General features: G+C 39.0%; 20 protein-coding genes and 7 pseudogenes. 2 read left to right on the top strand and 25 right to left on the bottom strand.

Features of this window, described 5'->3' with window-relative positions; translation table 11 throughout:
* Nucleotides 1-18: 18 nt before the first annotated feature.
* The 6 genes from accA to D2C78_06410 form a co-directional block, all read right to left on the bottom strand.
* The gene (accA, locus tag D2C78_06435) at nucleotides 19-957 is read right to left on the bottom strand and encodes an acetyl-CoA carboxylase carboxyl transferase subunit alpha (GenBank protein ID QEF35519.1); all 939 of its coding nucleotides are present in this window, start codon (nucleotides 955-957) and stop codon (nucleotides 19-21) included.
* 22 nt (nucleotides 958-979) lie between these two features.
* Entirely contained in the window at nucleotides 980-2,218 is a 1,239-nt protein-coding gene (locus D2C78_06430) for a beta-ketoacyl-ACP synthase II (protein ID QEF35832.1), read from the bottom strand.
* A gap of 103 nt (nucleotides 2,219-2,321) precedes the next feature.
* Nucleotides 2,322-2,558, bottom strand: a complete 237-nt coding sequence (gene acpP, locus D2C78_06425; GenBank protein QEF35518.1) for an acyl carrier protein — start codon at nucleotides 2,556-2,558, stop codon at nucleotides 2,322-2,324.
* 227 nt (nucleotides 2,559-2,785) lie between these two features.
* Nucleotides 2,786-3,529, bottom strand: a complete 744-nt coding sequence (fabG, locus tag D2C78_06420; GenBank protein QEF35517.1) for a 3-oxoacyl-ACP reductase FabG — start codon at nucleotides 3,527-3,529, stop codon at nucleotides 2,786-2,788.
* 38 nt (nucleotides 3,530-3,567) lie between these two features.
* Nucleotides 3,568-3,780, bottom strand: a complete 213-nt coding sequence (gene rpsU, locus D2C78_06415) for a 30S ribosomal protein S21 (GenBank protein ID QEF35516.1) — start codon at nucleotides 3,778-3,780, stop codon at nucleotides 3,568-3,570.
* Between the two features lie 100 nt (nucleotides 3,781-3,880).
* On the bottom strand, nucleotides 3,881-5,131 hold the full coding sequence (locus D2C78_06410; protein QEF35515.1) for a hypothetical protein: 1,251 nt from the start codon (nucleotides 5,129-5,131) through the stop codon (nucleotides 3,881-3,883).
* Nucleotides 5,132-5,302: 171 nt separating this feature from the next.
* On the opposite strand from D2C78_06410, the gene D2C78_06405 reads away from it, so the two are divergent.
* Entirely contained in the window at nucleotides 5,303-5,548 is a 246-nt protein-coding gene (locus tag D2C78_06405; protein QEF35514.1) for a hypothetical protein, read from the top strand.
* A 23-nt stretch (nucleotides 5,549-5,571) separates the two neighbouring features.
* Here the strand turns inward: D2C78_06405 and D2C78_06400 are convergent, their stop codons facing one another.
* Together D2C78_06400 and D2C78_06395 are read right to left on the bottom strand one after the other, a co-directional pair.
* Nucleotides 5,572-6,219 (bottom strand): DUF417 domain-containing protein, encoded by a 648-nt coding sequence (locus tag D2C78_06400; GenBank protein ID QEF35513.1) that lies wholly within the window; start codon nucleotides 6,217-6,219, stop codon nucleotides 5,572-5,574.
* 106 nt (nucleotides 6,220-6,325) lie between these two features.
* Nucleotides 6,326-7,143, bottom strand: a pseudogene (locus tag D2C78_06395) (diaminopimelate epimerase).
* 164 nt (nucleotides 7,144-7,307) lie between these two features.
* Here D2C78_06395 and D2C78_06390 point away from each other — a divergent pair.
* Nucleotides 7,308-8,304 (top strand): annotated as a pseudogene (locus D2C78_06390) (AI-2E family transporter).
* A gap of 359 nt (nucleotides 8,305-8,663) precedes the next feature.
* On the opposite strand, the gene D2C78_06385 reads toward D2C78_06390, so the two are convergent.
* From D2C78_06385 to fliN, 17 genes and pseudogenes are all read right to left on the bottom strand, one after another.
* Nucleotides 8,664-9,431, bottom strand: coding sequence for a radical SAM/SPASM domain-containing protein (locus D2C78_06385; protein QEF35831.1), 768 nt, complete (start codon nucleotides 9,429-9,431; stop codon nucleotides 8,664-8,666).
* Nucleotides 9,432-9,565: 134 nt separating this feature from the next.
* A complete protein-coding gene (ychF, locus tag D2C78_06380; GenBank protein QEF35512.1) occupies nucleotides 9,566-10,666 on the bottom strand; it encodes a redox-regulated ATPase YchF in 1,101 nt (366 codons plus the stop codon).
* A 1-nt stretch (nucleotide 10,667) separates the two neighbouring features.
* Nucleotides 10,668-12,157: pseudogene (locus D2C78_06375) on the bottom strand (leucyl aminopeptidase).
* 47 nt (nucleotides 12,158-12,204) lie between these two features.
* A complete protein-coding gene (locus D2C78_06370; protein QEF35511.1) occupies nucleotides 12,205-12,783 on the bottom strand; it encodes a DedA family protein in 579 nt (192 codons plus the stop codon).
* A 14-nt stretch (nucleotides 12,784-12,797) separates the two neighbouring features.
* Entirely contained in the window at nucleotides 12,798-13,337 is a 540-nt protein-coding gene (apt, locus tag D2C78_06365; GenBank protein QEF35510.1) for an adenine phosphoribosyltransferase, read from the bottom strand.
* A 57-nt stretch (nucleotides 13,338-13,394) separates the two neighbouring features.
* Nucleotides 13,395-13,727 (bottom strand): hypothetical protein, encoded by a 333-nt coding sequence (locus D2C78_06360; GenBank protein QEF35509.1) that lies wholly within the window; start codon nucleotides 13,725-13,727, stop codon nucleotides 13,395-13,397.
* Between the two features lie 44 nt (nucleotides 13,728-13,771).
* Nucleotides 13,772-14,233, bottom strand: a complete 462-nt coding sequence (gene rpiB, locus D2C78_06355; GenBank protein QEF35508.1) for a ribose 5-phosphate isomerase B — start codon at nucleotides 14,231-14,233, stop codon at nucleotides 13,772-13,774.
* A gap of 20 nt (nucleotides 14,234-14,253) precedes the next feature.
* Entirely contained in the window at nucleotides 14,254-14,952 is a 699-nt protein-coding gene (locus D2C78_06350) for a site-2 protease family protein (protein ID QEF35507.1), read from the bottom strand.
* A gap of 8 nt (nucleotides 14,953-14,960) precedes the next feature.
* Nucleotides 14,961-15,832: pseudogene (gene lepB / locus D2C78_06345) on the bottom strand (signal peptidase I).
* Nucleotides 15,832-16,710, bottom strand: coding sequence for a bifunctional methylenetetrahydrofolate dehydrogenase/methenyltetrahydrofolate cyclohydrolase FolD (gene folD, locus D2C78_06340; GenBank protein ID QEF35830.1), 879 nt, complete (start codon nucleotides 16,708-16,710; stop codon nucleotides 15,832-15,834). Before folD ends, lepB begins: the two are co-directional and overlap by 1 nt.
* Before the next feature lie 72 nt (nucleotides 16,711-16,782).
* Nucleotides 16,783-18,812 (bottom strand): annotated as a pseudogene (locus D2C78_06335) (LTA synthase family protein).
* A 5-nt stretch (nucleotides 18,813-18,817) separates the two neighbouring features.
* Entirely contained in the window at nucleotides 18,818-19,372 is a 555-nt protein-coding gene (locus tag D2C78_06330; GenBank protein ID QEF35506.1) for a hypothetical protein, read from the bottom strand.
* Nucleotides 19,373-19,378: 6 nt separating this feature from the next.
* Nucleotides 19,379-20,433: pseudogene (locus D2C78_06325) on the bottom strand (hypothetical protein).
* Between the two features lie 37 nt (nucleotides 20,434-20,470).
* Nucleotides 20,471-21,490, bottom strand: a complete 1,020-nt coding sequence (gene pyrC / locus D2C78_06320) for a dihydroorotase (protein ID QEF35505.1) — start codon at nucleotides 21,488-21,490, stop codon at nucleotides 20,471-20,473.
* Between the two features lie 2 nt (nucleotides 21,491-21,492).
* Nucleotides 21,493-22,445, bottom strand: a pseudogene (locus D2C78_06315) (energy transducer TonB).
* Complete coding sequence (locus D2C78_06310; protein ID QEF35504.1) at nucleotides 22,429-23,310, bottom strand: hypothetical protein; 882 nt, start codon at nucleotides 23,308-23,310, stop codon at nucleotides 22,429-22,431. The pseudogene D2C78_06315 and the gene D2C78_06310 overlap by 17 nt, the downstream one beginning before the upstream one ends.
* Entirely contained in the window at nucleotides 23,307-23,678 is a 372-nt protein-coding gene (gene fliN, locus D2C78_06305; GenBank protein ID QEF35503.1) for a flagellar motor switch protein FliN, read from the bottom strand. The genes D2C78_06310 and fliN overlap by 4 nt, the downstream gene beginning before the upstream one ends.
* Nucleotides 23,679-23,680: the final 2 nt, after the last annotated feature.

Genomic DNA, 23,680 nt, shown 5'->3' with positions numbered 1-23,680 from the left:
GCGAATTTTTTGATAGATCTAATTCATGCTCTCCACAAATGAACCAAGCGACATTAATTTTTGATAGCGGTTGTCAAGGAAATGAGGGTCTTGTTGGATAGTCCTTAGAGCGTCTAAAAAATATTCTTTGATCGTGTTAGCCGCTGAAAATTTGTCTCTATGAGCCCCTTTGCTAGGCTCTAAAATAATATCATCAATAAGCCCCGCCTCCTTTAAGTCTCTGGGCGTGATTTTCATCGCTTTAATAGCCACTTCAGTTTTGCTAGGGTCATCCCAAAGAATCGCCGCGCAACCTTCTGGGGATATAACGCTAAAAATGGAATATTCCATCATAGCCAATTTGTCAGCCACTGCAATTGCTAGCGCGCCACCACTGCCCCCTTCACCGATAATTACAGAAATAGTAGGGACTTTTAAGGAAGCGAACTCTTGGAGGTTTTTAGCGATCGCTTCACTCTGGCCTCTTTCCTCTGCGCCAATCCCCGGATACGCCCCGGCTGTATCTACAAGCATCAAAATAGGTAAATTAAACTTTTCAGCAAATTTTGCCATTTTCAAAGCTTTACGATAGCCACAAGGGTTGGGCATGCCAAAATTTCTTAAGAGCTTGTTTTTAGTCCCTCTGCCCTTTTCTTCTCCGATCACCACAACCGGAACATTATCAATTTTCCCTATAAAACACACGATCGCTTTATCATCGTTATAGTGCCTATCCCCAAAGACTTCATACTTATCTTTTAAGATGAGATCAATGTAATCCATAGCGTAGGGTCTGTCAGGGTGTCTTGCTAATTGGAGTTTTTGAAAATCAGTGAGATTGGAGTAAATGCTTTTAACTTCCTTGTCCAATCTTTTTTCTAAGATTTCTTTAGCGTCCTCATCGCCTCTAATAAGGGCTAATTCAATTTCATTTTGAATCTCTTTAATATGATTTTCAAAATCTAAATAAACGGCCATTCAAAATCCTAACTTTGTAAAACTAGGCTTTTTTGAAAATCACAACACCATTAGTGCCACCAAAACCAAATGAGTTGCTCATCACCGCATCCACTTGTTTTTCTCTGGCCGTATTAGGGATATAATCCAGATCGCATTCTGGGTCAGGCGTTTCTTGATTGATGGTAGGAGGTAAGATCCCTTGATTCATGGCCATGATAGAAATAACGGCTTCTAACGCACCCGCAGCGCCCAAGCAATGCCCAATCTGCCCTTTAGTGGAGCTGACGGGAGGGACTTTTTCTTTAGAGCCAAACACATTTTTTAGAGCGATGCTTTCATACCAATCATTATAATGCGTGCTTGTCCCATGAGCGTTCACATAGCCCACTTCCACTTTCGCCATTTCCAAAGCCATTTTCATGGCTCTAAAAGCCCCTTCACCCTCAGGGGCCGGGGCTGTGATGTGGTTAGCATCGCCGCTCTCGCCATACCCGGCAAATTCTGCATAAATTTTTGCCCCTCTTTTTTTCGCGTTCTCGTATTCTTCAAGCACCAAAGCCCCAGCGCCTTCTCCCATCACAAAACCATTGCGATCCTTATCAAAAGGTCTTGAAGCTTTTTTAGGCTCATCATTCCTTGTAGAAAGGGCTTTAATGCTCGCAAACCCTCCAATCCCTACAGGACAAATGGTGGATTCCGCTCCCACGACGAGCATTTTATCAGCCCCATTAAGCAAAATGGTTTTAACGGCTTCAATAATGGCATGAGTGCCTGCTGCACAAGCCGTTACGCTAGAGAGATTAGGCCCTTTAATGCCAAACTCAATGGAAGTGAAACCACCAATCATATTCACTAACGCAGAAGTGATAAAAAAGGGATTGACTTTTCTAGGGCCTTTTTCAAAACAAAAAATGGAATTCGCTTCAATATTACCTAACCCGCCAATCCCAGAGCCAGAGCTTACGCCCATGCGGTTTGCCAATTCTTCAGGGCATCTATTGTGAGCGTCTAAAATCCCACTATCTTTCATCGCCTCTCTTGTGGCTTTCAAGGCTAATTGAATGAAACGACCCGCCTTTTTAACATCTTTGGGATTCATCACCTCTGTAGGGTCAAAGTCAGTGATTTCTCCAGCAATACGCACAGGAAACGCGCTCGCATCAAAACTTTCTATGTGTTTGATACCGCATTCTCCCTTAGCGATCGCTAAAAAAGAATCTTCTTTATTTAAACCTAGCGAATTGATCATTCCCATTCCAGTTACTACAATCCGACGCACCAATAGCTCCTCATTTCAAAAACTTTCATTCAATAAAACTAGATTTTAGCTAAAGCTAAATTTTTGACTAAAACCTGGAGACAAACGCTCCAAGTTAAAAAGATTAAGCTAGTTTATTGTCCTCAATATACTTCACCACATCGCCCACATTGACGATTTTTTCCGCTTGTTCATCAGGAATCTCAATGCCAAACTTTTCTTCTAACGCCATGATTAATTCCACGACATCTAAAGAGTCCGCACCCAAATCCTTCACAAATTCCGCCTCTGGCGTAACTTGCGCCGCATCCACATTCAACTGCTCAGCAATAACTGCCTGAATATCTTCAAATAAAGCCATAATTAAAACTCCCTTGTTTTGTAAAAATTAAATTGAATCATTGGAGCGTTTATTTTTGCTCCAAAACATCTAAAATTCTATACAACAAATAAATCACAATGAGAAACAATATTAAGTAAATAATCCCCATTTGATAATAACCTCTTTGTTTTAGAATAACCTCATAATGTTAGCATGATTTTTGCTACTTACAAACTTTTATCGCTAAAAGAATCCTTTGTTTAGGACTACATATAAAGCCCGCCATTGACTTTGAGAGTCTCTCCAGTGATGTAACTAGAGTGATCGCTCAAAAGAAACGCTACCGCTTCTGCCACTTCTTTAGCAGATCCTAGCCTGTTTAAAGGAATGTTTTTAACATAATCCGCTTTGACTTCATCTTTTAAAGTGGCGTTCATGTCGGTTTCTATAAAGCCTGGCGTTACACAGTTGAAACGAATATTCCTTAAAGCTCCCTCATAAGCAAAGGACTTGCTCATCGCAATCATCCCCCCCTTACTCGCTGAGTAGTTTGTCTGCCCCATATTACCTCTTTCACCAATGATAGAAGCGACATTAACCACGCTCCCAAAACGACTCTTACTCATCACCTTTAAAGCCTCTCTGCAACCTATAAAGGCTGAAGTGAGGTTATTGTCTATGACATGGTGAAAGTCTTCTGTTTTCATTTTGATCGCTAATTTATCGCGCACCACACCGGCGTTATTCACCAAGTAAGATAAACCCCCATCGCTTTGGACAATGGTTTGTATCGCTTCAACAAAATCGCTTTCAGAAGTCGCATCAAATTTAATGACAGCCGCTTTATAGCCTTTTTCTTCAAGCTCATTTTTCAAAGCATCAGCCACTTCAGCATTACTGCGGTAATTGATCCAAACTTTCAGCCCCATAGAAGCGAGAGTTTTGGCGATTTCAGCCCCAATGCCTTTAGAAGCCCCGGTAATGAGAACATTTTTCCCTGTGAATTGCATTATTCAATAATCCTTAAATTTTAAATTCGTTCAAGTTCTTATAGTCTTGATTCATAACGCCTTAACATATAAAGACGCTTTAAGACTTTCTTTTTAGCGCTGATTTTTTGTTTTTTGCGTTTTTCAGTCTTAGACTCAAAGAACCTTCTAGCGCGGCATTCTGTTACCACCAAATTGCGATCGGTTTGCTTTTTGAATCTCCTATAAGCTTCATCAAACGCATCGCCTTCTCTAACCTTAATCCCTGGCATACTGCTATCACCTCTTTTCCATAGCTTAAAATCATTGCTTAACAATGGCTACAAATGAAATAGCATTATATAAGACGAATTAACTGGTTGTCAAGAATTTTCACTTTTTTCTAGCAATTTTGTTAATAAGGTTATAAGGATCAAAAGCAACCGTCATATACACTTGGTAAGATTCTGACCAAGGCAAGCTCCTATCAAAGCCCCCACGCATCGCATTAAGCACGAAATTGATGCGGACCGATGCGAAGTCGTTTTTCCAATTGTAATAAAAATCAAAACGATTGTATAAATTAGCTTGAAAGAATGGCACGCCACGATAAATGGGCGTGGGGCAGTAAGAAGGCGTGCAATACATTTCAACATACTGGTATTGGTTATAAAAAGGCATCTCTGGGGTCTTGGCGAAGAAAAATAAATTGTGTATTCCAAAGCCTTTGTATTGGATCTCCACATCAAATTGCCCGCCCACGCTGTTCATAAAAGGCACATTTTTGTGGATTTGCCTTAATCGGCTTAATTCAGAAACCATGCCAAAACTAGCGTTGAGTTTTTCCATAAAGGGGGCGATGTCTAAAAGGCTTGTCCCTATGTAAGCGTTAAAGTAGAGGCGATCCATAAGATAAATATTATTGCTATCAATCGCCTTTTTTTCATTAAATTTCATGCCATCAGCCCCATTTAAAAGGTATTTGTCTTCGTTATGGAACAAGACAAAATACCCTCCAATACCCAATAAATCCTTAAAGAAATTATAAGCGACAGAGCCGTTCATTTGAAACCTGTCCATTGCGTTCCCATAAGGGTTTCTCCCGAATTTACAAGTGTTGTAACAATTGCCTCCAAACCAATCTAGCATAAACTCCGCATGCCCATAATAGGGTTTTGAAGGCGAATAATGGTTTTGAAATTGCAATAAAAACCCTCTAGCGTTGGGATCTATAAACCAATAATAAGGGGCAAAAATATTCAAACCATACCTCCCTAAGAGGTTTTTCCTAGGGAAAATCCCTCCATAAAAAGTAAAACGCTTCCCTCTAGCCTTATAATACATAGTAGGCCCCCAACGGTAGGGAAAATTAGTGCTGTAGTTATGGAAGTTTTGAAAGAAATACGCCCCCACAGTCAAGCTTTGCTCCACACCTCTTGTATAAAATTGGATCCCAAAATTTGGAGTCAAACGGGTTTTAAGATTGGTGTTAGTATTGACCCAATAAGGCGTTGAGCCTTCATGGTCCATGATGAACATATTGAAACCCAGATTGTATTTAAAAATATTCCAATCAAAAGCGTAAGAATTAACCGCTAACAAACAGACCAAAAAAGAATGTTTTAAAAAGGTGTTTATTGCCACTTGTTACCCCTATGTCATCATTTTTTTGATAAAAAAGCTTATCTTGTAACAAATGGGTATTCTAGCACATCTAAAAATATTTTTCTTTAGATTTAATATAAAATGGCGTTTATTTCATGTTAGAATAGCCACCATGATGTTACAACATACTAACTAAAAAAGGAAATTTTAATGGAATTAGGAAATAAAAATATAAAACCCGGTCGTAAGCGTGTCGCTGTAGATGAGTTGAAACGCAATTTTTCAGTTACTTTTTATCTCTCTAAAGAAGAGCATGATGTTTTAAGACGACTAGCTGATGAAGAAGTAGAAAGCGTCAATTCCTTTGTCAAACGCCACATTTTAAAAACAATCATTTATAAAAAAGGTGCTAACCAAGATTCTTCTATCAATTGTGATTCTTCTGGTAGGCTTTAAGCCTACTTTAAGGTATTCGCTCTTTAAGAGCAACACCCGCTAGAGCATTTAGTTTTAATCCCTACCGATGAGCGATCCATCAAGCAAAACCCTTTCCCCTCTAAATAGCGTTTCGCATCAAATCCGGCCACAAACAAGCCTCCAGCAAATAACGCCAAGTCTTTAACCACTAGCCTTCCAGCCCCAGAAAGCCATGGGAAATGCTGATTGACAAACACTTCTGGCGTTGTGAATAAAAAGGATAGAGTCGTGATCGTCATTCCAGCGACAAGCAAGCCCCCAATCACGCCCATTAAAGGCATCCAAAGCCCTAAAAGCACCAAAATACCTAGGATCATGATCGTGATCCCTAAACCTTCAGCCACTAAATAAGTGCGGTTTTCTTTATGCCATTCTTTGTTTTCAACGATTTTAGGGTCATCTTGCATTTCTTCTTGCATGGATTGGGATTCAGACATTTTGTGTTGTTTGTATGCGGGCTTTTCAAATTTATACATGAAAGAAAAGAAAGGGGAATTAGCCACAAAAGGGGCGATCCCTTCGGCTTCATACGGCACAAACTTAAGCCCTCCAATCCAAATAAAAATGATGAAAATAGCTATATGCATCAAATAGCCGCCTAGATTCTGGAGTTTTGTAATCACTTCAAGCAATGATTTTAACGCTTGCATGGTTTTATTCCTTTAGGATATTTTTTATATTGCTAAAAACAACTCGCAAATGATAGCGCATTATGTTTAATTACGACAAAATCATTACCATTACAAGAAATAATGATCAAAAACACCCATTTTCAAAAACACTGCCCAAAACGCTCATGCCAATATAACGCACCGCGCCTTTATAAAAAATTTCATCATTTTTTAAAGAAAGCTCTAAAGATTCGTTGCTTTTAGGGATGAGAGTGGCTTTTTTAGGCGTGTTATAAAAAATGTGCGCGGCGATAAAAACCGCCGCCATGCCTGTCCCGCAAGCTAGCGTGAAATCTTCAACCCCTCTTTCATAAGTTTGTAAAAAAATCGTCTCTTTATTTTCTATAAAAGCGATGTTAATATTAGCGTTAAATTCATGCCTTAAAGCCCTTAATTCTAGCGTGTTAAGAGAAAATAACCATTCTTTATTTTCCACAAATCCCACTAAATGCGGCACTCCTGTATCTATGAGGTAGAACATAGGGATATGTTCTAAAACGCTGTCGCTTGAAAAAAAATTTTTGCATCTTAAGGCGGGTATGGTGTCTAGGATTTCGTAGTTACCGAGATTGCTCTCAATAATATTGGGCTCTTCTATGCGAATAGAAATCTCTCTTTTCCCGGCTAAAAAAACATGCTCTTTAGGGGCTATAGCATGTTGGTAGGCAAATAACCCCACGCAACGGCTCGCATTCCCGCACATGCCAGCTTTAGATCCGTCTGAATTGTAAAAATCCCATTCGTAGTCATAATCTTTACTCGGTAAGACGACTACAAGCCCATCAGCCCCAAAACCCTCATGCCTATGGCACACCTGCTTGGCTAAATTGGAAAAATCTTTTTTTTGAAGCTTTGAACGATTAAAAAATCATTCCCGCTCCCTGAATATTTGTAAAACACCATTAATACAAGCCTTTTTGATTTTAATTATAAGTTAAAAGAAATTTTTTATCCTTAAAAGAGCGTTTTTTAGCTAACATTTGATAATTTTTGGTTCAGTTTAATGGGGATAATTTCATGAAAGCTCAGTATTTTTTTGGATTCTTTTTTTGATTGGTTTTTATTGGATGATCTATCTGTATCAAGATTTTTTAATGGATGCATTGATTGCTGGGCTTTTGTGCGTGGGGTTTTTTCAAGTGAAAGTTTTTTTAGATAAGCGCTTTTTCAATATTGTCAGTTCGTTTTTATGCGTTTTGTTTTTAGCGAGCGTTTTGATCGTGCCGTTGTATTTTATTGTTTATAAAAGTTCTAATATCATTTTTGAAATCAATTTTGAAAAATTTTCAGCCCTAATCAAATGGCTTAAAGGGATAATCACCGAAAATTTATCGCATTTTCCTGCCATTCATGATGGAGTGAGCAAGTTTTTAGAAAATTTTAGTGCCGCTTCCATCACGGGCTATTTGTTGAAAATAAGCAGCTATGTGGGAAGATACAGCTTGAAACTCATTACAGACGCTTTGTTTATCTTGGGGCTGTTGTTTTTCTTTTTTATTACGGGGAGAGATTTTATCGTTATTTTTTAGGGGTCTTGCCTCTTGGAATCAATCAAAGCAAAAAGATTTTTGAAGAAGTGGCTGGGATTTTACGCATCGTGCTTTTAACTTCTCTCATCACGGTTATTTTAGAGGGCGTGGCGTTTGGGGTGATGATCGTATGGTTTGGGCATGACGGCTGGTCTTTAGGGATTTTATACGGCTTGGCGTCTTTGGTGCCGGCTGTTGGGGGGCTTTGATTTGGATTCCTATAGCGATTTATGAGCTTTATCATGGAAATGTGAATGAGGCGATATTTATCGCTTTGTATTCCATTTTATTGATTAGCGTGCTGATTGATAGCGTGATCAAGCCAATTTTAATCGTCTTTATTAAAAAAAGAATCTTTAAAACCACCCTTAAAATCAATGAAATGCTGATTTTCTTTTCCATGATCGCTGGGATTTCACAATTTGGTTTTTGGGGGATCATTGTAGGGCCTACTATCACGGCGTTTTTTATTGCGCTACTGCGATTGTATGAAAATTACTTTATCCAAAACGATCAAAAAGCATGCGAATGTTGAATGAAATAACGCAAAACAACTAAAAAGCGTAGAAATCAAAGAGTAGGGTCAATTAGTGTTTTTGAATGGCATCAAGAGAAGCCCACGATTTTTTAGACCCCGCAAGCTATTACAAAAGAAAAGAGCCACTTGTCCTTTAACCCTTAAAATTTTGACAATTCTAACGGCACTAACCCAAACATAAAAGATAAGAATAGTAAAGAGTAAAAGCTTTTAATCGCTGTTTATTACTGAAGAGAACTAAACGCCACCACAATTGCAAAACCAATGACCAACAAACTATTGAAAGGATTACAAAATGCGCTAAAAATAACAGCCTTTTCAAGGAATAAGCAAGGCTAATCCTTAAGGGAGTGGTTTTATTTTTTGTAGCGGATCAAAGGGTAGGAGCAGTTTTTGCATAAAAGTTCTAACGCTTCGCCCTTTAAAAAATGGGTTTTGATAGCTATAGCTTTTTGGCTGTTTAAAATATTTTTTAAAGGCGTATGGTTTAAATCGCCAAGGTTGATATGAGCTTGCGTGTCCATGCAGCATGGCACGACAACGCCATTAGATAAAATAGCGATTTGTTTAATAAGCCCATAACAATAGGGGATTTTTGATTCCTGGTTTAAAGGGTTTGGGGCGTTCAAATCCGGCCATTTAAAGGTCTTTTGGATATTCAAAAAACTTTTTTTAAACAAACGAGCGCGGCCTTGCGATTTTAGTGCCTCTAAAGAAACGCATTCAAAGCTTTCTAAAAAAGGCTTGATCAAATTCTGGTGTTTTTCAAGGGTGCCATCTTGAATGCGTAAATTCAAAAACACTTCGCTATTTTTTTCAAATTTATAGCGGCAAAATTCTAAAATTTTTTGGATATAGCGGTGCTGGTTGATTTTGTTATGATTGTCTAGCCCTGCGTCTAAAGAAATAGAAATTTGATAGATTGCATCTTGTAATAGCGTCTCAAAATCGCGCAAATACACCCCGCTAGTAACCAAATCCACTTTTAAAGAAAAGCGTTTAGCGGTGCTTAAATAGTGGTTTAAATTTTTGAGCTTGCAAGGATCGCCTAAAACATGAAAGGTGATGATTGGGGTTAAGGGGGCCGCTTCTTTGCAAACTTTTTCAAATAATTCTAAAGGCATCACGCCTCTGACATTTTTAGGGTTAGGGCAAAAACTGCATTGCAACCCGCAAATATCGCTTAACTCTATATAGATTTTTTTAAAAAGTTTCTTGTTGGGTGTCAATTCTTATGAGAAACTAGCAATAAGACAGACTAGACATTGAAGCGAAAATGCAACACATCGCCATCTTGAACGATATAATCCTTACCTTCAATGCGTAACGCTCCCTTTTCTTTCGCTCCGGCTTCGCCCTTATAAGCGATAAAATCATCGTAACTGATGGTTTCAGCTCTGATGAAGCCTTTTTCAAAATCCTTATGGATCACCCCAGCAGCCATAGGCGCACTAGAGCCTTTTTTAATCGTCCATGATCGCACTTCCTTGACTCCAGCGGTAAAATAATTGATCAAGCCTAATTCCTTAAAACTCAAACGAATGGTCTTTTCTAGCCCGCTTTCTTCTACGCCTAAACTTTGCAAAAATTCTTTGACTTCATCTCCACTCATAGAAACCATTTCTTCTTCCAATTTAGCGCACAAGACGACAAACTCGCTATTTTGGGCTTTCGCATGGTTTTTGACTTTTTTGGCATGCTCATTGAGAGCGTTTAAATCTTCTTCGCCCACATTAGCAACATAGATCATTTTTTTATGGGATAAAAAACGCAATTCCTTGTCCAATTCTAAAAAAGCCTCGCTTGTATTCAAGGCAAAAGTTTTCGCCGGCTTTAATTCTTCTAAATGCGTTTTTAAACTCAAAGCGCATTCTAAAAGATTTTTAGCGTCTTTTGAGCTTTTTAGGGCTTTTTGCAAGCGTTCGATCCTTTTGTCTAAAGTGGCAATATCCGCTAAAATCAACTCCAATTCAATGGTCTCTATATCATTCAAAGGATCAATCTTGTCGTTCACATGCGTGATATTGTCATCTTCAAAACAGCGCACCACTTGCAAGATCACTTCGCATTCCTTGATATTGGCTAAAAACTGATTGCCTAAACCCTCCCCTTTGCTCGCTCCCTTAATCAATCCGGCAATATCCACAAATTCCACCACAGAATGCAAAATGCGTTCAGGCTTTACGATTTGAGCCAACGCATCAAGCCGCCTATCAGGCACATTCACAATGGCTTTATTGGGTTCAATGGTGCAAAAAGGGTAATTCGCACTTTGGGCGTTTTGGGTTTTAGTGAGCGCGTTAAAGGTGCTGGATTTGCCCACATTAGGCAAACCCACAATGCCTACAGACAAGCCCATTTCAAGCCTTTTTCAAAAGCTCTTCCACAAAAGCTGTGCAAGCTCTCACGCCAGCCCCACTCGCTCCAAAGCTATTCACATCCCATTCTTTTTCCACATAAGCAGGACCTGCAATGTCAATGTGCAGCCATTTGTCTTTAAATTCATCTCTAATAAATTCATTTAAAAACAAGCCCGCTGTGATCGCACCGCCATAGCGTGAAGAAGAAATATTGCACACATCAGCGATTTTAGATTCAATCAATTTCTTTAAATGGCGGTTAAAGGGGAGTTTGGCTAATAATTCGCCGGATTCTAACCCTGAAGTTTCAAAGAGGTTTTTTAACTCTTCATTATGCCCCATGATCGCTGAAGTGAATTCGCCTAAGCCTACAACGCATGCCCCAGTAAGGGTTGCAAAATCCACGATCACATCAGGGTTCAAGTCTTGAGCGTAGCTCAAACAATCCGCTAAAACCAAACGCCCTTCAGCGTCAGTATTACGGACCTCTATGCTCTTGCCTTCTTTAGAGATTAAAATATCATCTGGTTTATAGGCGGCCGGGCCTATCATGTTTTCTGTAGCCCCAATAATGCCATGCACTTCAGCTTCCACGCCTAGTTTGGCTAATGCATTTAAAAGCCCGATCACCGCAGAGCCACCGCCTTTATCCGCTTTCATGGTAACCATGTAATCGGCCGGTTTCAAGCTCAAACCCCCACAATCATAAGTCAAGCCCTTACCCACTAAAGCGATTTTTTTCTTCGCTTTTTTGGGCTTATAGACTAAATGGATCAAGCGGGGAGGATTGATAGCAAGAGAGGCTTTATTGACCGCTAAAAAGGCGTTCATTTTCTTTTCTTCTAAAAATTTTTCATCATGAACATGGATTTCTAAATGGTTTTCTTTAGCCACTTTTTGCGCCACTTCAGCCATATAAACCGGAGTGCCAATCATAGGGGGGTATTGACTAAATCTTTAACGATATTCAAGCTTTCTGTCATGATTTCAGCGTATTTTAAAGCTTCTTTCGCGCTCTTTTCTAAAGAATTCGTGCAAGTTTTTTCGCAAGGTTTGTGCAATTCTAAAGCGACAATGGCTTCTTTTAAAACGCTTTCTTTTTTGTTGGATTTAAAAGTGTCGTATTCATACAAGCCTAATTTTAAGCCCAAGAACAACGCTTTCAGGTTTTCTAAAAGTGCGTTATCTTTAGAATGCGTCCCGCAAGTATAAACGCCCACTTTAACGCTTTTAAAAGCGAGTTTTTTAAGGGTGCGAACGGCTAAACACGCGCTCTCTCTCAATAAATGCACATCGTCTTCTTTAACGCCCACATACAGGATTTTATTTTCTTGGTCTAAAAATACGCCTTCGCCTTCGTATTTAAAGGTTTCTAGCAATTCTTTATTTTTGACCCAAGCGTGATCAAAATCCTTATTGACAATAAAAACTAAACTGCATTCAGCTTTTGCGTTTTCAAAAGTGGTTTTTTCTAATTTGATTTTTAACATAAAGTCTCCTTTTTTAATTTCATATCTTTCAAGAATTGTATTGCACTCTAGCGGTTTTTCTTACTATAGTATTGGAAATACCACAGCACTAACGCCAAGAAAGATACTAATAGTAATATTAGCGCATAAGGGTGTTTTTTAAGCCACCCTAACGCATGCAATAATTCTTCTCCTAAATACCACGCTAGAATAATAGTAATGCTCGCCCACACCATTGCGCTAATGAGATTGATGATAGCGAATTTTAAAGCGCTATAGCGCGTGAGGCCTATGCTAATGGGAATGATGGTGCGCATGCCATACATGTAGCGTTGGATAAAAATGATAAACCAGCCGTGTTTTTGCAACAATAAATGGGCTAGGGCTAGTTTTCGGCGTTGTTTTTCTAGCTTTTTTTGGATGTAAGCTTTATTGGTGCGCCCGATGTAAAAATAGATCTGATCCCCCACAAAACCCCCAATCCCTGCGACTAAAATGGCTAACCCTAAATGCATATGACCGGTATAGCTGGCAATCCCTGCTAAAATTAACCCGATTTCGCCTTCTAAAATGCTCCACCCGAATAAAATGAGATACCCCCAAGTCGCTGCATGCTGATTCCATAAGTCAATGATGTATTCTTCCAAAATTCACCCTTATTCTAGCACTCTAACAAACAAAAGGTTTTCACTCGCTCTTCTAAAAGTTGGATACCCGGTAATTCTTTTAACCCTATCAAAAAGCATGCTTCTATGCATTCGGCTTGTAGGGCTTTGATAAGTTCAAGGCTCGCTAAAGCTGTGCCTCCAGTGGCTAATAAATCATCAATCAACACCACTCTTACCCCCTTAATTCCCCTAAAAGCGTCAGAGTGGATTTCTATGCTATCGCTCCCATACTCTAGGCTGTAGCTTTGAGACAGGGTGTGTGCGGGGAGTTTGCCCTTTTTCCTCACAGGCACAAAACCCACCCCAAGCGCATAAGCGAGAGCAGAGCCTAAAATAAACCCCCTAGCTTCAATGCCCACGATAAAGTCTATATTGAGAGCGAGATAGCGTTTTTTGAGCGCGTCAATGAGTTTGTTAAAGAGTTTAGGGTAGTTGAGTAGCGTGGTAATGTCTTTGAATAAAATCCCTTTTTTAGGGTAATCTTTCACTTCTCTGATGCTTTGTAAAAGTTCTTCTTTGAGCGTTTCATTCATTTTGATTTCCTTTAATATAACGGATTGGTTGTAGAATTTTGATTTATTATAGCGTTTTTAAAGGAGAGCTTCTATTTTTTGCTCCAATTCTTTAATACGATTTTTATATTTATCCGATTCGCCTTTGTATTCAGAGTTGCGCTGTTTAAGGGCTTTTAATTCTGTTTTTAACGAGCTCATTTCTTGGGTAAGAATGTCAATATTGCCTAAAGCCCTTTGGAGTTGCAACTGGTGTTTTTGGATCAAAATTTCAGCTTCTTGTAAGGTGAGCTTCATGGATGCGTTGGTGCGTTCTTGCCGTTTAGCCACGGTTTTAAAAAAGAAAGTGCGCACACCCATATAAAGGATAAAAACAATAGCGATAGTGATGATAAACCATTGGGTAAACATTCTATTAAAATATCCTTTTAGCGAAACGATGCAATTATACTACATTAGGTTGATGATTTCAGCGATTCATCTAGCTTTTGGATGCGCAACGCATGACGGCCTTGTTCAAATTCTGTAGAGAAAAACGCTTCCAAAATGCTTTCTGTTACGCCAATACCGCTAATCTTTTCACCCAAGCACAAGACATTAGCGTTATTGTGCAAGCGAGTCATTTTGGCCATGTAAGCATCAAGGCACAAAGCGGCTCTAATACCCTTAAAGCGATTAGCGCCCATGCTCATGCCTATCCCTGTGGCGCACACTAAAATGCCATAGCTTTGCGGATTTTCTAAGACCTTTTGGCACACTAATTTGGCGTAATCAGGGTAATCCACCCTCATAGTGGGTAAAAAAGCTTGGATCTTAAAATCCTTGTCTTCTAAAAAATGTTTAACAAATTCTGCAAGATGCAACCCTGCATGATCGCTTCCTATAAAAACTTGAGCAATATTCAAAGGCTTATTCATCAGCCCTCCTTGATAAAAGATTAAGAAAGGAGTAAGGAAAATAAAAATCTTGTGGGCGCATGGATAAAAAACTCCGATAAAGGGGGGATAAACAAAAAGACAAACACTACCAACATGCCATAGCGTTCCATTTTAGAAAACCATTCCAATAAAAACGCACTTTTAAAATACAACACCAAAAAGCCTAACGCTTTGGATCCGTCTAAGGGCGGGATAGGGAGGCTATTGAAAACGCCTAAGACAAGATTATAAAGAATGCCTTGAATGAGAAAGGTTACTAAAGCGAGCTGATAAAGATTCAATTCATTGATGCTTAAAGCGTTGATCCCTAGTTGTTGGAAGCTCCAATGCGTGATGGAAGCGAGCAGAACGGCCAGGGTGAAATTATAAGCCACCCCGGCTAAACTCACCACTACGCATGCCAAAGAGCCTTTTTGAGAGACAATATAGCGCATATCCACCGGCACGGGTTTAGCCCACCCAAACAAAAAAGGGGCTTGAAAAATGAGTAATAAAGCCGGTAAAAGCACCGAACCCATCATGTCTAAATGCCTGATAGGGTTTAAACTCAAACGATTAGCGTCTTTAGCGCTCCTGTCTCCAAATAAAAACGCGCTCAAGCCATGCATGATCTCATGCCCTATGATAGCGATTAAAAGGGCTAGGATTTTCATTAAGGTGGTGATAAAACTTTCTAAAGAGGAATCAAAAAATTGCACAAAAAACCTTAATGCGTTGCGTTTTCTTTTTTAATGATTTTTTCTAAGCCTTCAACGCTTTTAAACATGCGTTCCCAACGCACCAGATAGCGTTTTTTAGGGTTATTTTCTGCATCCATTTCCAGGCTATTTTTTAAACTCAAACTGAAATAAACAAACCAAGGCGAACCCACGATGTTTTTATAAGCCACACTCCCCCAAAAGCGCGAGTCGCTAGAATTATCCCTGTTATCGCCGATCATGAAAAATTCATCGTCATTGATTTTTTATAAAACACCTTTTCGCCCTCCATTTGAATGAGTTGCATGCTGATATTAGCTTCTGCGCCTTGAGTGGCTAACTGCTCCATTAAGTGGAAGGTTTCGTTGTCTTTTTGGTAATGGATACCCGGATGCTTACTTTTATAAGGGTTTAAAACAAAAATTTTACCCATAAATTCTTTAGTCATGGCGTTAGGGTAATGTTTAGCGATGTAATTTTTGTCCGTGTCGCTCTCAAAAGGGTGCAAATAAAACCCCTCATTAGTGAATAGCACCTCATCGCCCCCAATAGCAAAATTCCTTTTGACATAGTAAGATTTTTTTTCATGGGGCGGGATAAACACCACCACTTCGCCGCGCTTGGGGCGATCCCCCTCTATCAAATGCCCGTTATTTTTAAAATCAGGCATAACAGGAAGCTCAATCCATGGGATTTTAGGAATGGGTATGCCGTAAGAAAACTTTTTGACAAAGAGCATATCGCCCTCATAGAGCGTGCCTACCATAGAGCGAGAGGGAATGATAAAGGCTTGTGCGACAAAAAAGATAACCAACAGCACAATAACAATCGTCCCCACCCAACTGGAGCAAAAAGCATAAACAGAGCGTAAAAATTTCATTAAAATCCCTTCCTTTGTTGTTTTTCAAAAGCGATTAGAGTGTTTTCTAAAAGCGAGACAATCGTCATAGGCCCCACGCCTTTAGGCACAGGGGTGATAAAACCGGCGACTTTTTGCGCATTGTTAAAATCCACATCGCCCACGATACGCCCATCATTTAAATGGTTGATCCCAATATCCACCACTACAGCCCCTTTTTTTAACATGCTCGCTTTAATCAAATCAGGCTTACCCACGCCCACGCAGACAATATCAGCGTTTTGGGTGTAAAAACTAATGTCTTTAGTCAAAATATGGCACACGCTCACGCTAGCCCCAGCGTTTAACATGAGCATGCTCAAAGGTTTGCCAATGATATTACTCGCCCCGATAATCGCCACATCCTTACCCTTGATTTCAATATGGTAATGCTCTAAAAGACGCATCACGCCCATAGGGGTGGCTGGCAGAAACGATTCTTTTTGGGTGCAGAGTTTGCCGATATTAAGGGGGTGGAAACCATCCACATCTTTACTAGGATCAATGGCTTCTAAAATCATTTTAGTATCAATGTGTCTGGGCAAAGGGAGCTGGACTAAAACGCCTGAAATGTTTTGATCGGTATTGCAATCTTTAATCAAGGACAGCAATTTAGCTTCAGTAATATTTTCTTGGAGGGTTTTTAAATCAAAATCCATGCCCACCCTTTGGCATGCTTTGATCTTCATATTGACATAAGTGATACTCGCAGGGTCTTTTCCCACTAAAATCACGGCTAGTTTGGGGCGTTTATGCGTTTGTGCGGTTATTGTTTGGATTTTATTTTTCAAATCTTTTTCTATATTATCAGCTAGCGCTTGCCCGTCTAATAAAACAACGCCCCTATTTGACATGCCTATTTGTCCTTTATCCATTAAAATCCTACTATTGTAGCAAAAATCATGCGTTTAAGGGAATAAAAACCCAGTTTGTCAATCTTTAAGATTAGCCCCATGATAGAGCAAGTAAAAACTAAGGGCTTTTAAGGATTCTAATTGCTGGTAAAACTTAGAAGCTTCTGTTTTGTCGTTTTGCTTATCCTCTTGATCTTTGTGGTTTTTGTTCAAATACCTTAACCCCAAACTCGGGTTATAAAAATAATCTTTGGTAGCGATCGCTTCATAACCTAGCGCGTAATTGGGGTGGCTTGGGGGTTTATTGTATTGTTAGAAAATAAAGGCTTCCCAAAACTCACGAATTGAAAGCCTTTAGGGGCGACTAATTCAATAATCGTAGGGGCGATGTCTAAATGCGAGCCGACTTGACTGATTTTTTTAGGCTTTAAAGTAGGGGCGAACAAAATAAGCGGCACGGATTTAATGATATATAAATCGTTTTTAGCGTATTCATAGCTCCTGTCAAAATGATCCCCTGTGATGATAAAAAGCGAGTTAGGGAATTTTTGGCTGGCTTTTTTGATGAAATTGACGATTACTTTGTCATACCAGTAAATATGCCCTAAAGAATTAGCGTCCGGTAGATTTTCTGATTTGGGGGTTTTTTCCACAAATTGTTGGATTTTTTCTAAAGGCACGCCAAAGGCTTTGAGATTCACGTTTTTGATCGCATGGTTGCTTAAAGTCATGACCATGCTGAAAGTTTTTTCATGGGGGTTGGTGTTTTCTAAAATATAGTCAAATAAAATATTATCATGCACTCCCCAGTTGCTCTCTATGGGTTTGGGGTAGGGCTTGTTTTTAACAAATTCTAAGAGGTGATTGTTAAAATAAAGGGCGTGAAAACCTTGTTTTTTGGTGAAACTGGTTAATTTATTCCAAATCCCGCTGCCTCCATAATAAAAGTTGTTTCTATACCCTAGAGTCTTCATGATATTGCCGATTGCCATAGGAAAACTAGGGAGGATCACCCCTGAATTGACTAAGTTATTATCATTGATATAGGGCAAGCCTGTGATCTGAACATCCAGGCTCTTAACGGTCCGTGGGGCGCTTTCAATAAAAGCAGAAAGCATGTGAGCATGTTCTTTTTTAACCAAGTCTTGTAAAGCGCTCGTTAGCCCTATGGAATCAAATTTTTTATCAAAATGCCATGAGCTTAGGGACTCTGAAACGATATAAAAAACATGTTGAATGGTTTGAAGAGAATTGTTGTGGCTTGTCTGAGTTAGCAACTCATAGAGGTTGTTTGAAGGGTTATCTTTAAGATGGAAATAATTTTTCGCCACTTCTAAAGGCGTTTCTTTAGCAAAATCGCTGAATTTAAGGTTATGGCTTTGTCTGTAATTGCGCGCCAAAAGATAAAGGTTGCGAAACGCACCGGGGGTAATTTTCATTAAAAAAGGATCTTTGGCTGGCTCTATGCTGAGATCTAAAGACGCGCCCACAAAACTCAATTGCGCGTTAATGTAAAACATTTGCGTGAGGGAAAAAAGCGCAAATAAAATGAAAGTTTTAAGGGGTTTGGTGGTTTGATAAACATTTGTGGGCTTAAAAAGGGCGTTTTGGAGTTTGAAATAGATAAAAGAAATTAAAACGCTAAGGATTACAAAGAGTGAAAAACTAGAAAGAATAGGGTATTCCCCGCTCATTTTTAAAATCGTGAGCGTGTCTTCATGCAAAAATTCCAATAAATTTTCATCAAACACATTCCCATAAATGCCATAATAAACAATGTTCGCAATATTTAAAAACAGAATAATAGCGATAGAAAAACACGTCACAATATTAAGCATTTTTACTTGGTGTTTAGGGGCCAATAACCCTAATAACCCGATGATGATAAAAAGAATCGCTAAGCTTGAGACCACACGATTATCGTATCTGGCTCCATTGAATAGGGTTTTGATGATTTCATCAAAAATAGGGTTTTTTAAAGCATGCTTATAATAGCCAGTATAAAGGATAAAGCCGATACGATTAAACACAAACAACAAGCTCATGAAAAAGGTGAAATAAAAACCTTTTAAAAAGAGCGAAAAAAGGGCATGGGATAGGGATTTCATAAGCGTTAATACAACCTTTTTTTAACAAGAGATAAAGTCTTAAAAAAGACAAAAAGAAGCAAGGGGAAATCCAATAAAGAATCTAAGATTTGAAAATTAGAACGCATCAAAAGCGAACTGGATAACGCTACTAAAGCGATCACACCTAATAAGGGGCTGCTCAAAAACAAACTGCCGCAAAAAAGCGCGCTAAAAATCAGAGAAGCCATGAAATGATGGTAGATTGAAAAAGGCAAAAACCCTAAAATATCTGTCAAAAGCAACAGATTGAAAAACAGCATGACGCTATAAGATTGCAAGGTTTCTAAAGGGGGTTTTTGGAGGAGACGGCAAGAAAAGAGCGCATAAGCAAGGATCAAAAGACAGCTAAAGGGGCTTAAGGGGGCTGTAAAACTGCTTAAAAATTCATTGAGCGATAGGGAGTCTTTCAAAGCGATATTGCTTAAAATCACGCTTATCAAAGAGAGCGAAAACTTTAAACCCAATGGCTTATTTTTGAAAAAAAAGAAAATTAAAAAAACCCATACAAAACTCAGCGTGTAAGAAGAATATATAAACATGATTGATTACTTGAGAAGGGAATTTAAATAAGCCATATTGAAACGGATGTGTTTGATATGAGAGCGGTTATAGGTATAGACAATATCTATAAAATGCGGATTAAGGCTATAGCTTGGGTAACTCACTTCATTGGCTTTGTCTAAAACTTTTAAGGTTTTAAAAGAGTTGGAGTTTTCTAATTTAGAAAGCAAGAGTTCCTTACGACGCAAAGATAAATCGCTAGGGTTGTGGATCAAATACAATTCTTTGTTTAAATTGATCAAATTCAAAGCGTCATTCAAGTTTTTCAAATTCGTAAGCATGGGTTTTTGCCAAGCGGTGGGTGTTTTACAGGTTTCTAGCATGAGGCTATCTTTAAAAGAATGGTTTCTAAACGCCATGACAGCGCAGTCTTTAAAGGGGGTTAGGCTTGGCTGGAGCTGGTGGTTTAGGGTATTAGGCCTTAAAAGTTCTCTTGGGTTATTTTGTTGGTCAAATTTCAACAACAAGGGGTATTGGGTGGCTAATTCGTGATAGAGCGGTAGCATAAACCCGCCATCAGTGGTGTTTAAAGGCTTATTTTTTATCAAATGGCTTAAATTTAAAAAAGGGCTTAAAGAGAGTTTTCGCGCAAACTTAAAATGAATCGGCTCTAAAGCGCTTTCAAGTTGATAGATTTTAGAAGTGGCCCATCCGCCCATGCTCACCCCTACGACAAACAACAAGATTTTATCGTCATGCAAAAAAAGCAAGGGGTTACCCAGTTTTTTGATGTATTCATGCGAATGATGAGAAAGCTCTTCTTTGGTTAAAATAGTGAAGGCTTCGCTCCAGCGATTAGTCTTGCCATCAAAAAGATTTGCGCTGATTTTCACATCCCTTGCCCCTTCTTTAGTGCCGCTAAAATAAGCGCTCAAAAGATTATCATTAGGCAAATTGATTAAAGAGCTCGCATGCACGCTTAAAGCGTCATTTGGTTTAGGGATAGTGAGTTGCATGAAATAGGGGGGGTTTGAGTAACAAGGGTTTGATTGTGCGTGAAAGCATAGGGGGGGTTTGGTGCTTCATTATAATTAAAAATAAAACGATAAAAAGCCCCACAAAAAAGGCGGCATGCTTTAGGCGATTTCTTGAAGGTTCCAAGATAGCGTTTCGCCCCCTCTTAAGATAGCGATTTTTTCATTCAAACAAAGCGTGTGCGTAGGGACTATAAAGGGTTTTTTAGACAAATGCGCTTTTTTGCTGGGTAAATTGTCTAGTGCGTAGATTTTTTTAGCGTTATCGCTGATAAAGGCTTGCAAATTTTCTAAAGCGTTGTGTTTTTCAAAAAGTTCGCATAATGCAGGCAACAAAATAGGGGCAGAAAAGATGCCTGCCGGGATGTTAGCGCTATGCTTTTTAGAAATGAAATGCGGAGCGCTATCAGAGCCAAAAGAGATTTTAGGGTGGGCTTTTAAAGCAAGGGATAAAAGCCTTTCTTGGTCTTTTTTGGTTTTGATTAAAGGCTTACAAAAACAATGCGGGTCCAAACTCCCCCCTAATAAGTCATCTAAAGTCATGCTGATATGGTGTAAAGTTAAAGTCGCATAGAGGTTGTCATGCTTTTCAATTAAAGCGATACTGCGCCAATCGCTCAAATGCTCTATAATGATTTTGAGTTTGGGGAATGAAAGGGCGAAAGTCTCTAAAACGCTATGGCATAAAAATTCTTTATCCAAACAAAACCCAGCCTGTTCTGCATGGATGCATAAAATAAAGCCTAATTTTTGGGCGTTTTCTAAAATCTCTAAAGTTTTTTCACCCAACAAATCCGAAGTGCCGTTTTGCGCGTTTGTGGTCATGCCTTTGGGGTAGAGTTTTAAAAATCTGATGCCTTTTTCTTGGGCATGTTGCAATTCTTCTAAAGTCAAGCCATCATTAAAATACAAACTCATTAAAGGCTTGAAGTTTGAAGAATGGTTTAAAATTTCTTCTTCGTATTCAAGGGTGGTTGGAGTGTTGATTAAGGGCTTACTGAGATTAGGCATGATCACTGCAGCGCTAAAAGGTTCGCTAGAATATCTTAACACCGCTTTTAAAAGCGCGTTTTCTCGCACATGCAAGTGGGCGTCTATGGGGTCAAAAAGCGTGATTTCCATTTTTAATTGCCCCCTAAGTAATAACGCACTCTGATGCGAATGAGCGTTTTGGTTTTGGGGCGTGGGTAATCCTTATAAGCGATCTGAATGGTCTTTAAGGTGTTGTCATCAAGCATTTTGTATTCAGAGCCAATGATGATTTTAAGATCGGTAATATCGCCATTAGGGTGCAAGTAAAACTCTACCGCATTCGTCCCGTCTTGCCCTAAATAAGCCGCTACTTGAGGGTATTCTAAATATTTTTGCGTGATGCGTCCAATATCCCTTAAATTATTCCTGATGAAATCTTTTTCGGCTGTGCCTAAATCCCCAAATTCTTCGCCATACAATTCATCAATATCCCTCCTGGTTTGGTTATCCAAGCCTTTATTATTTTCTTGTCTGGGTGGCGCAACTTCTTTAGGCAAGAAAGAAAGCTGATTAGGGTCAAATTCTTTTTTGACAGGTTTTTTCTCTTCTATTTTTTTCTGCTCTACTTTTTGCTCTACTATTTTTTCTCTTCTTTTTTCTCCTCTACTACTTTTTTCTCTTCCACTTTTTCCACTTTTTTAAGAGCCTTATGTTTGTGGTTGGGCTTTTTGGGTTCAGATTTGGGCTTTGGTTTAGGCTCAGGCTTAGGCTTTTCTATAGGTTTTGGCGGGGTTGGCGGAATGGGTGGGGTTGGGGGTGTGGGAGGTTTTTGGGGGCCAGCCAGCGTGGGTTTAGGAGCGCCTTGGGTGTTTTTACTGGGATCTTGCGAATGGCCTCTTTTTAAAATCAATAAATTTTCAGGATTTAATTTAACGAGCTTGGGTTTTGAAGGAAAAAAATCCTCTCTGTGTTCAAATAAAAAATAAATCAACCAGTGTAACAATACAGACAGAATGAGAGAAAAGAAAAAATTCCTGTTAGAATGATCCACAGGGTCAAAATTTTTCCCTAACTTAGCAGGTTGTAGTTTAGAATTTTCTGGCATATAAATTTCCTAATTTTGAATTCTTTATATTATTTTCAGCTTCTTTAATCAGTTCTTCTTTAGATGTTTTTGGGCTTATTTTGTCTAAAAGCAGGCCGTATTTATCGCTCAGTAAGACCAAGTAACGCTCCTTATTGGTTTCTATTGAAATGATTTTATGGTTCGCATCAACACGACCCAAAACACTAACTTCTAACTTAAAATCTTTTGTAGAAAAAGACCTTTGTGTGGGAACAATTTTTTTTTTGATTACATACAATATTAAGAGTAAGGCAGCAATAACCGCTAACGCCTTATAAGCATGGCTTAAATCCAGTGGGGGTTTTAACTCTAGAGTGTTTAAGGGGCTTTGGGGTTGCTCGTTGGTGTCTTTTTGTGTAAGGTTAGTTTGCTGAGATTGTTCTTTCAAGCTAGGCGGTGGGGCTAAATGAAAACCTTTAGGCAAAAAAAGAAAGCGGAGTTGCTTTTTATCCTTGCTGCTTGAAGCTTGGATTTCTAATTCTGTTGTGGCTTTTTTAGACAAGAGGTAGATGTCATTTTGGTAGGAAAACATTTCTAAAGCATTCAAAGAAGCTTCTTTAAAATCCATGGTTTTTTTAGAATCCAGTTTAGCGTTTTTAAAAACGATCACCTTTTGCCCTTCAACTTCCATGATTTTAGGCGTTTTGTTAAACGGCGTTTCAAAAGTGAGCGTGGTTTGCACGGCTTTTATGGGTGGTGTTGCCGGAGCGTTTGAATCGGGTTGGATTTCTTTTAACGCATTTTGCCAATGAACCAATTTAATGGGGGCGTCATCATTTAAAGGTATTTTTTCTTCAGCCAGTAACATCAAAGTAGCGCTCAGTAACAAGAATAACAATCTCATGAATTTTTAGCGAGATAATACACAATGGCGTTAGAATCAAGGATTTCATTCAAACGAATGGCTAAATTCCTTTCAAAAACCATCACCTCACCCTTACCAATAACCCGCCCGTTCACAAAAGTATCCACGCTCTCTCCGGCGGGTTTTTGCAAATCAATCACAGAGCCTTTTTCAAAACGCAAAATTTGCAACAAAGGGATTTGCGTAGAGCCAAGTTCTGCGCTAAAAACAATCTCCATGTCTAAAAGGTTTTTATAATCGCAGATGAGTTCTTCTAAATAAGTGGAAAGCTCTAGTTCTCTTTCTTTATTCGCTTTCTCTTTTTCTTTTTCGGCTATTTTTAACTTATTAGATTCTGTTTCTGGCATAA

It is taken from the genome of Helicobacter pylori (genome assembly GCA_008032935.1).
GTDB classification, from domain to species: domain Bacteria; phylum Campylobacterota; class Campylobacteria; order Campylobacterales; family Helicobacteraceae; genus Helicobacter; species Helicobacter pylori_CX.
Note: the sequence above shows the minus strand (reverse complement) of the source record. Positions and strands in the feature narration are given on the sequence as shown.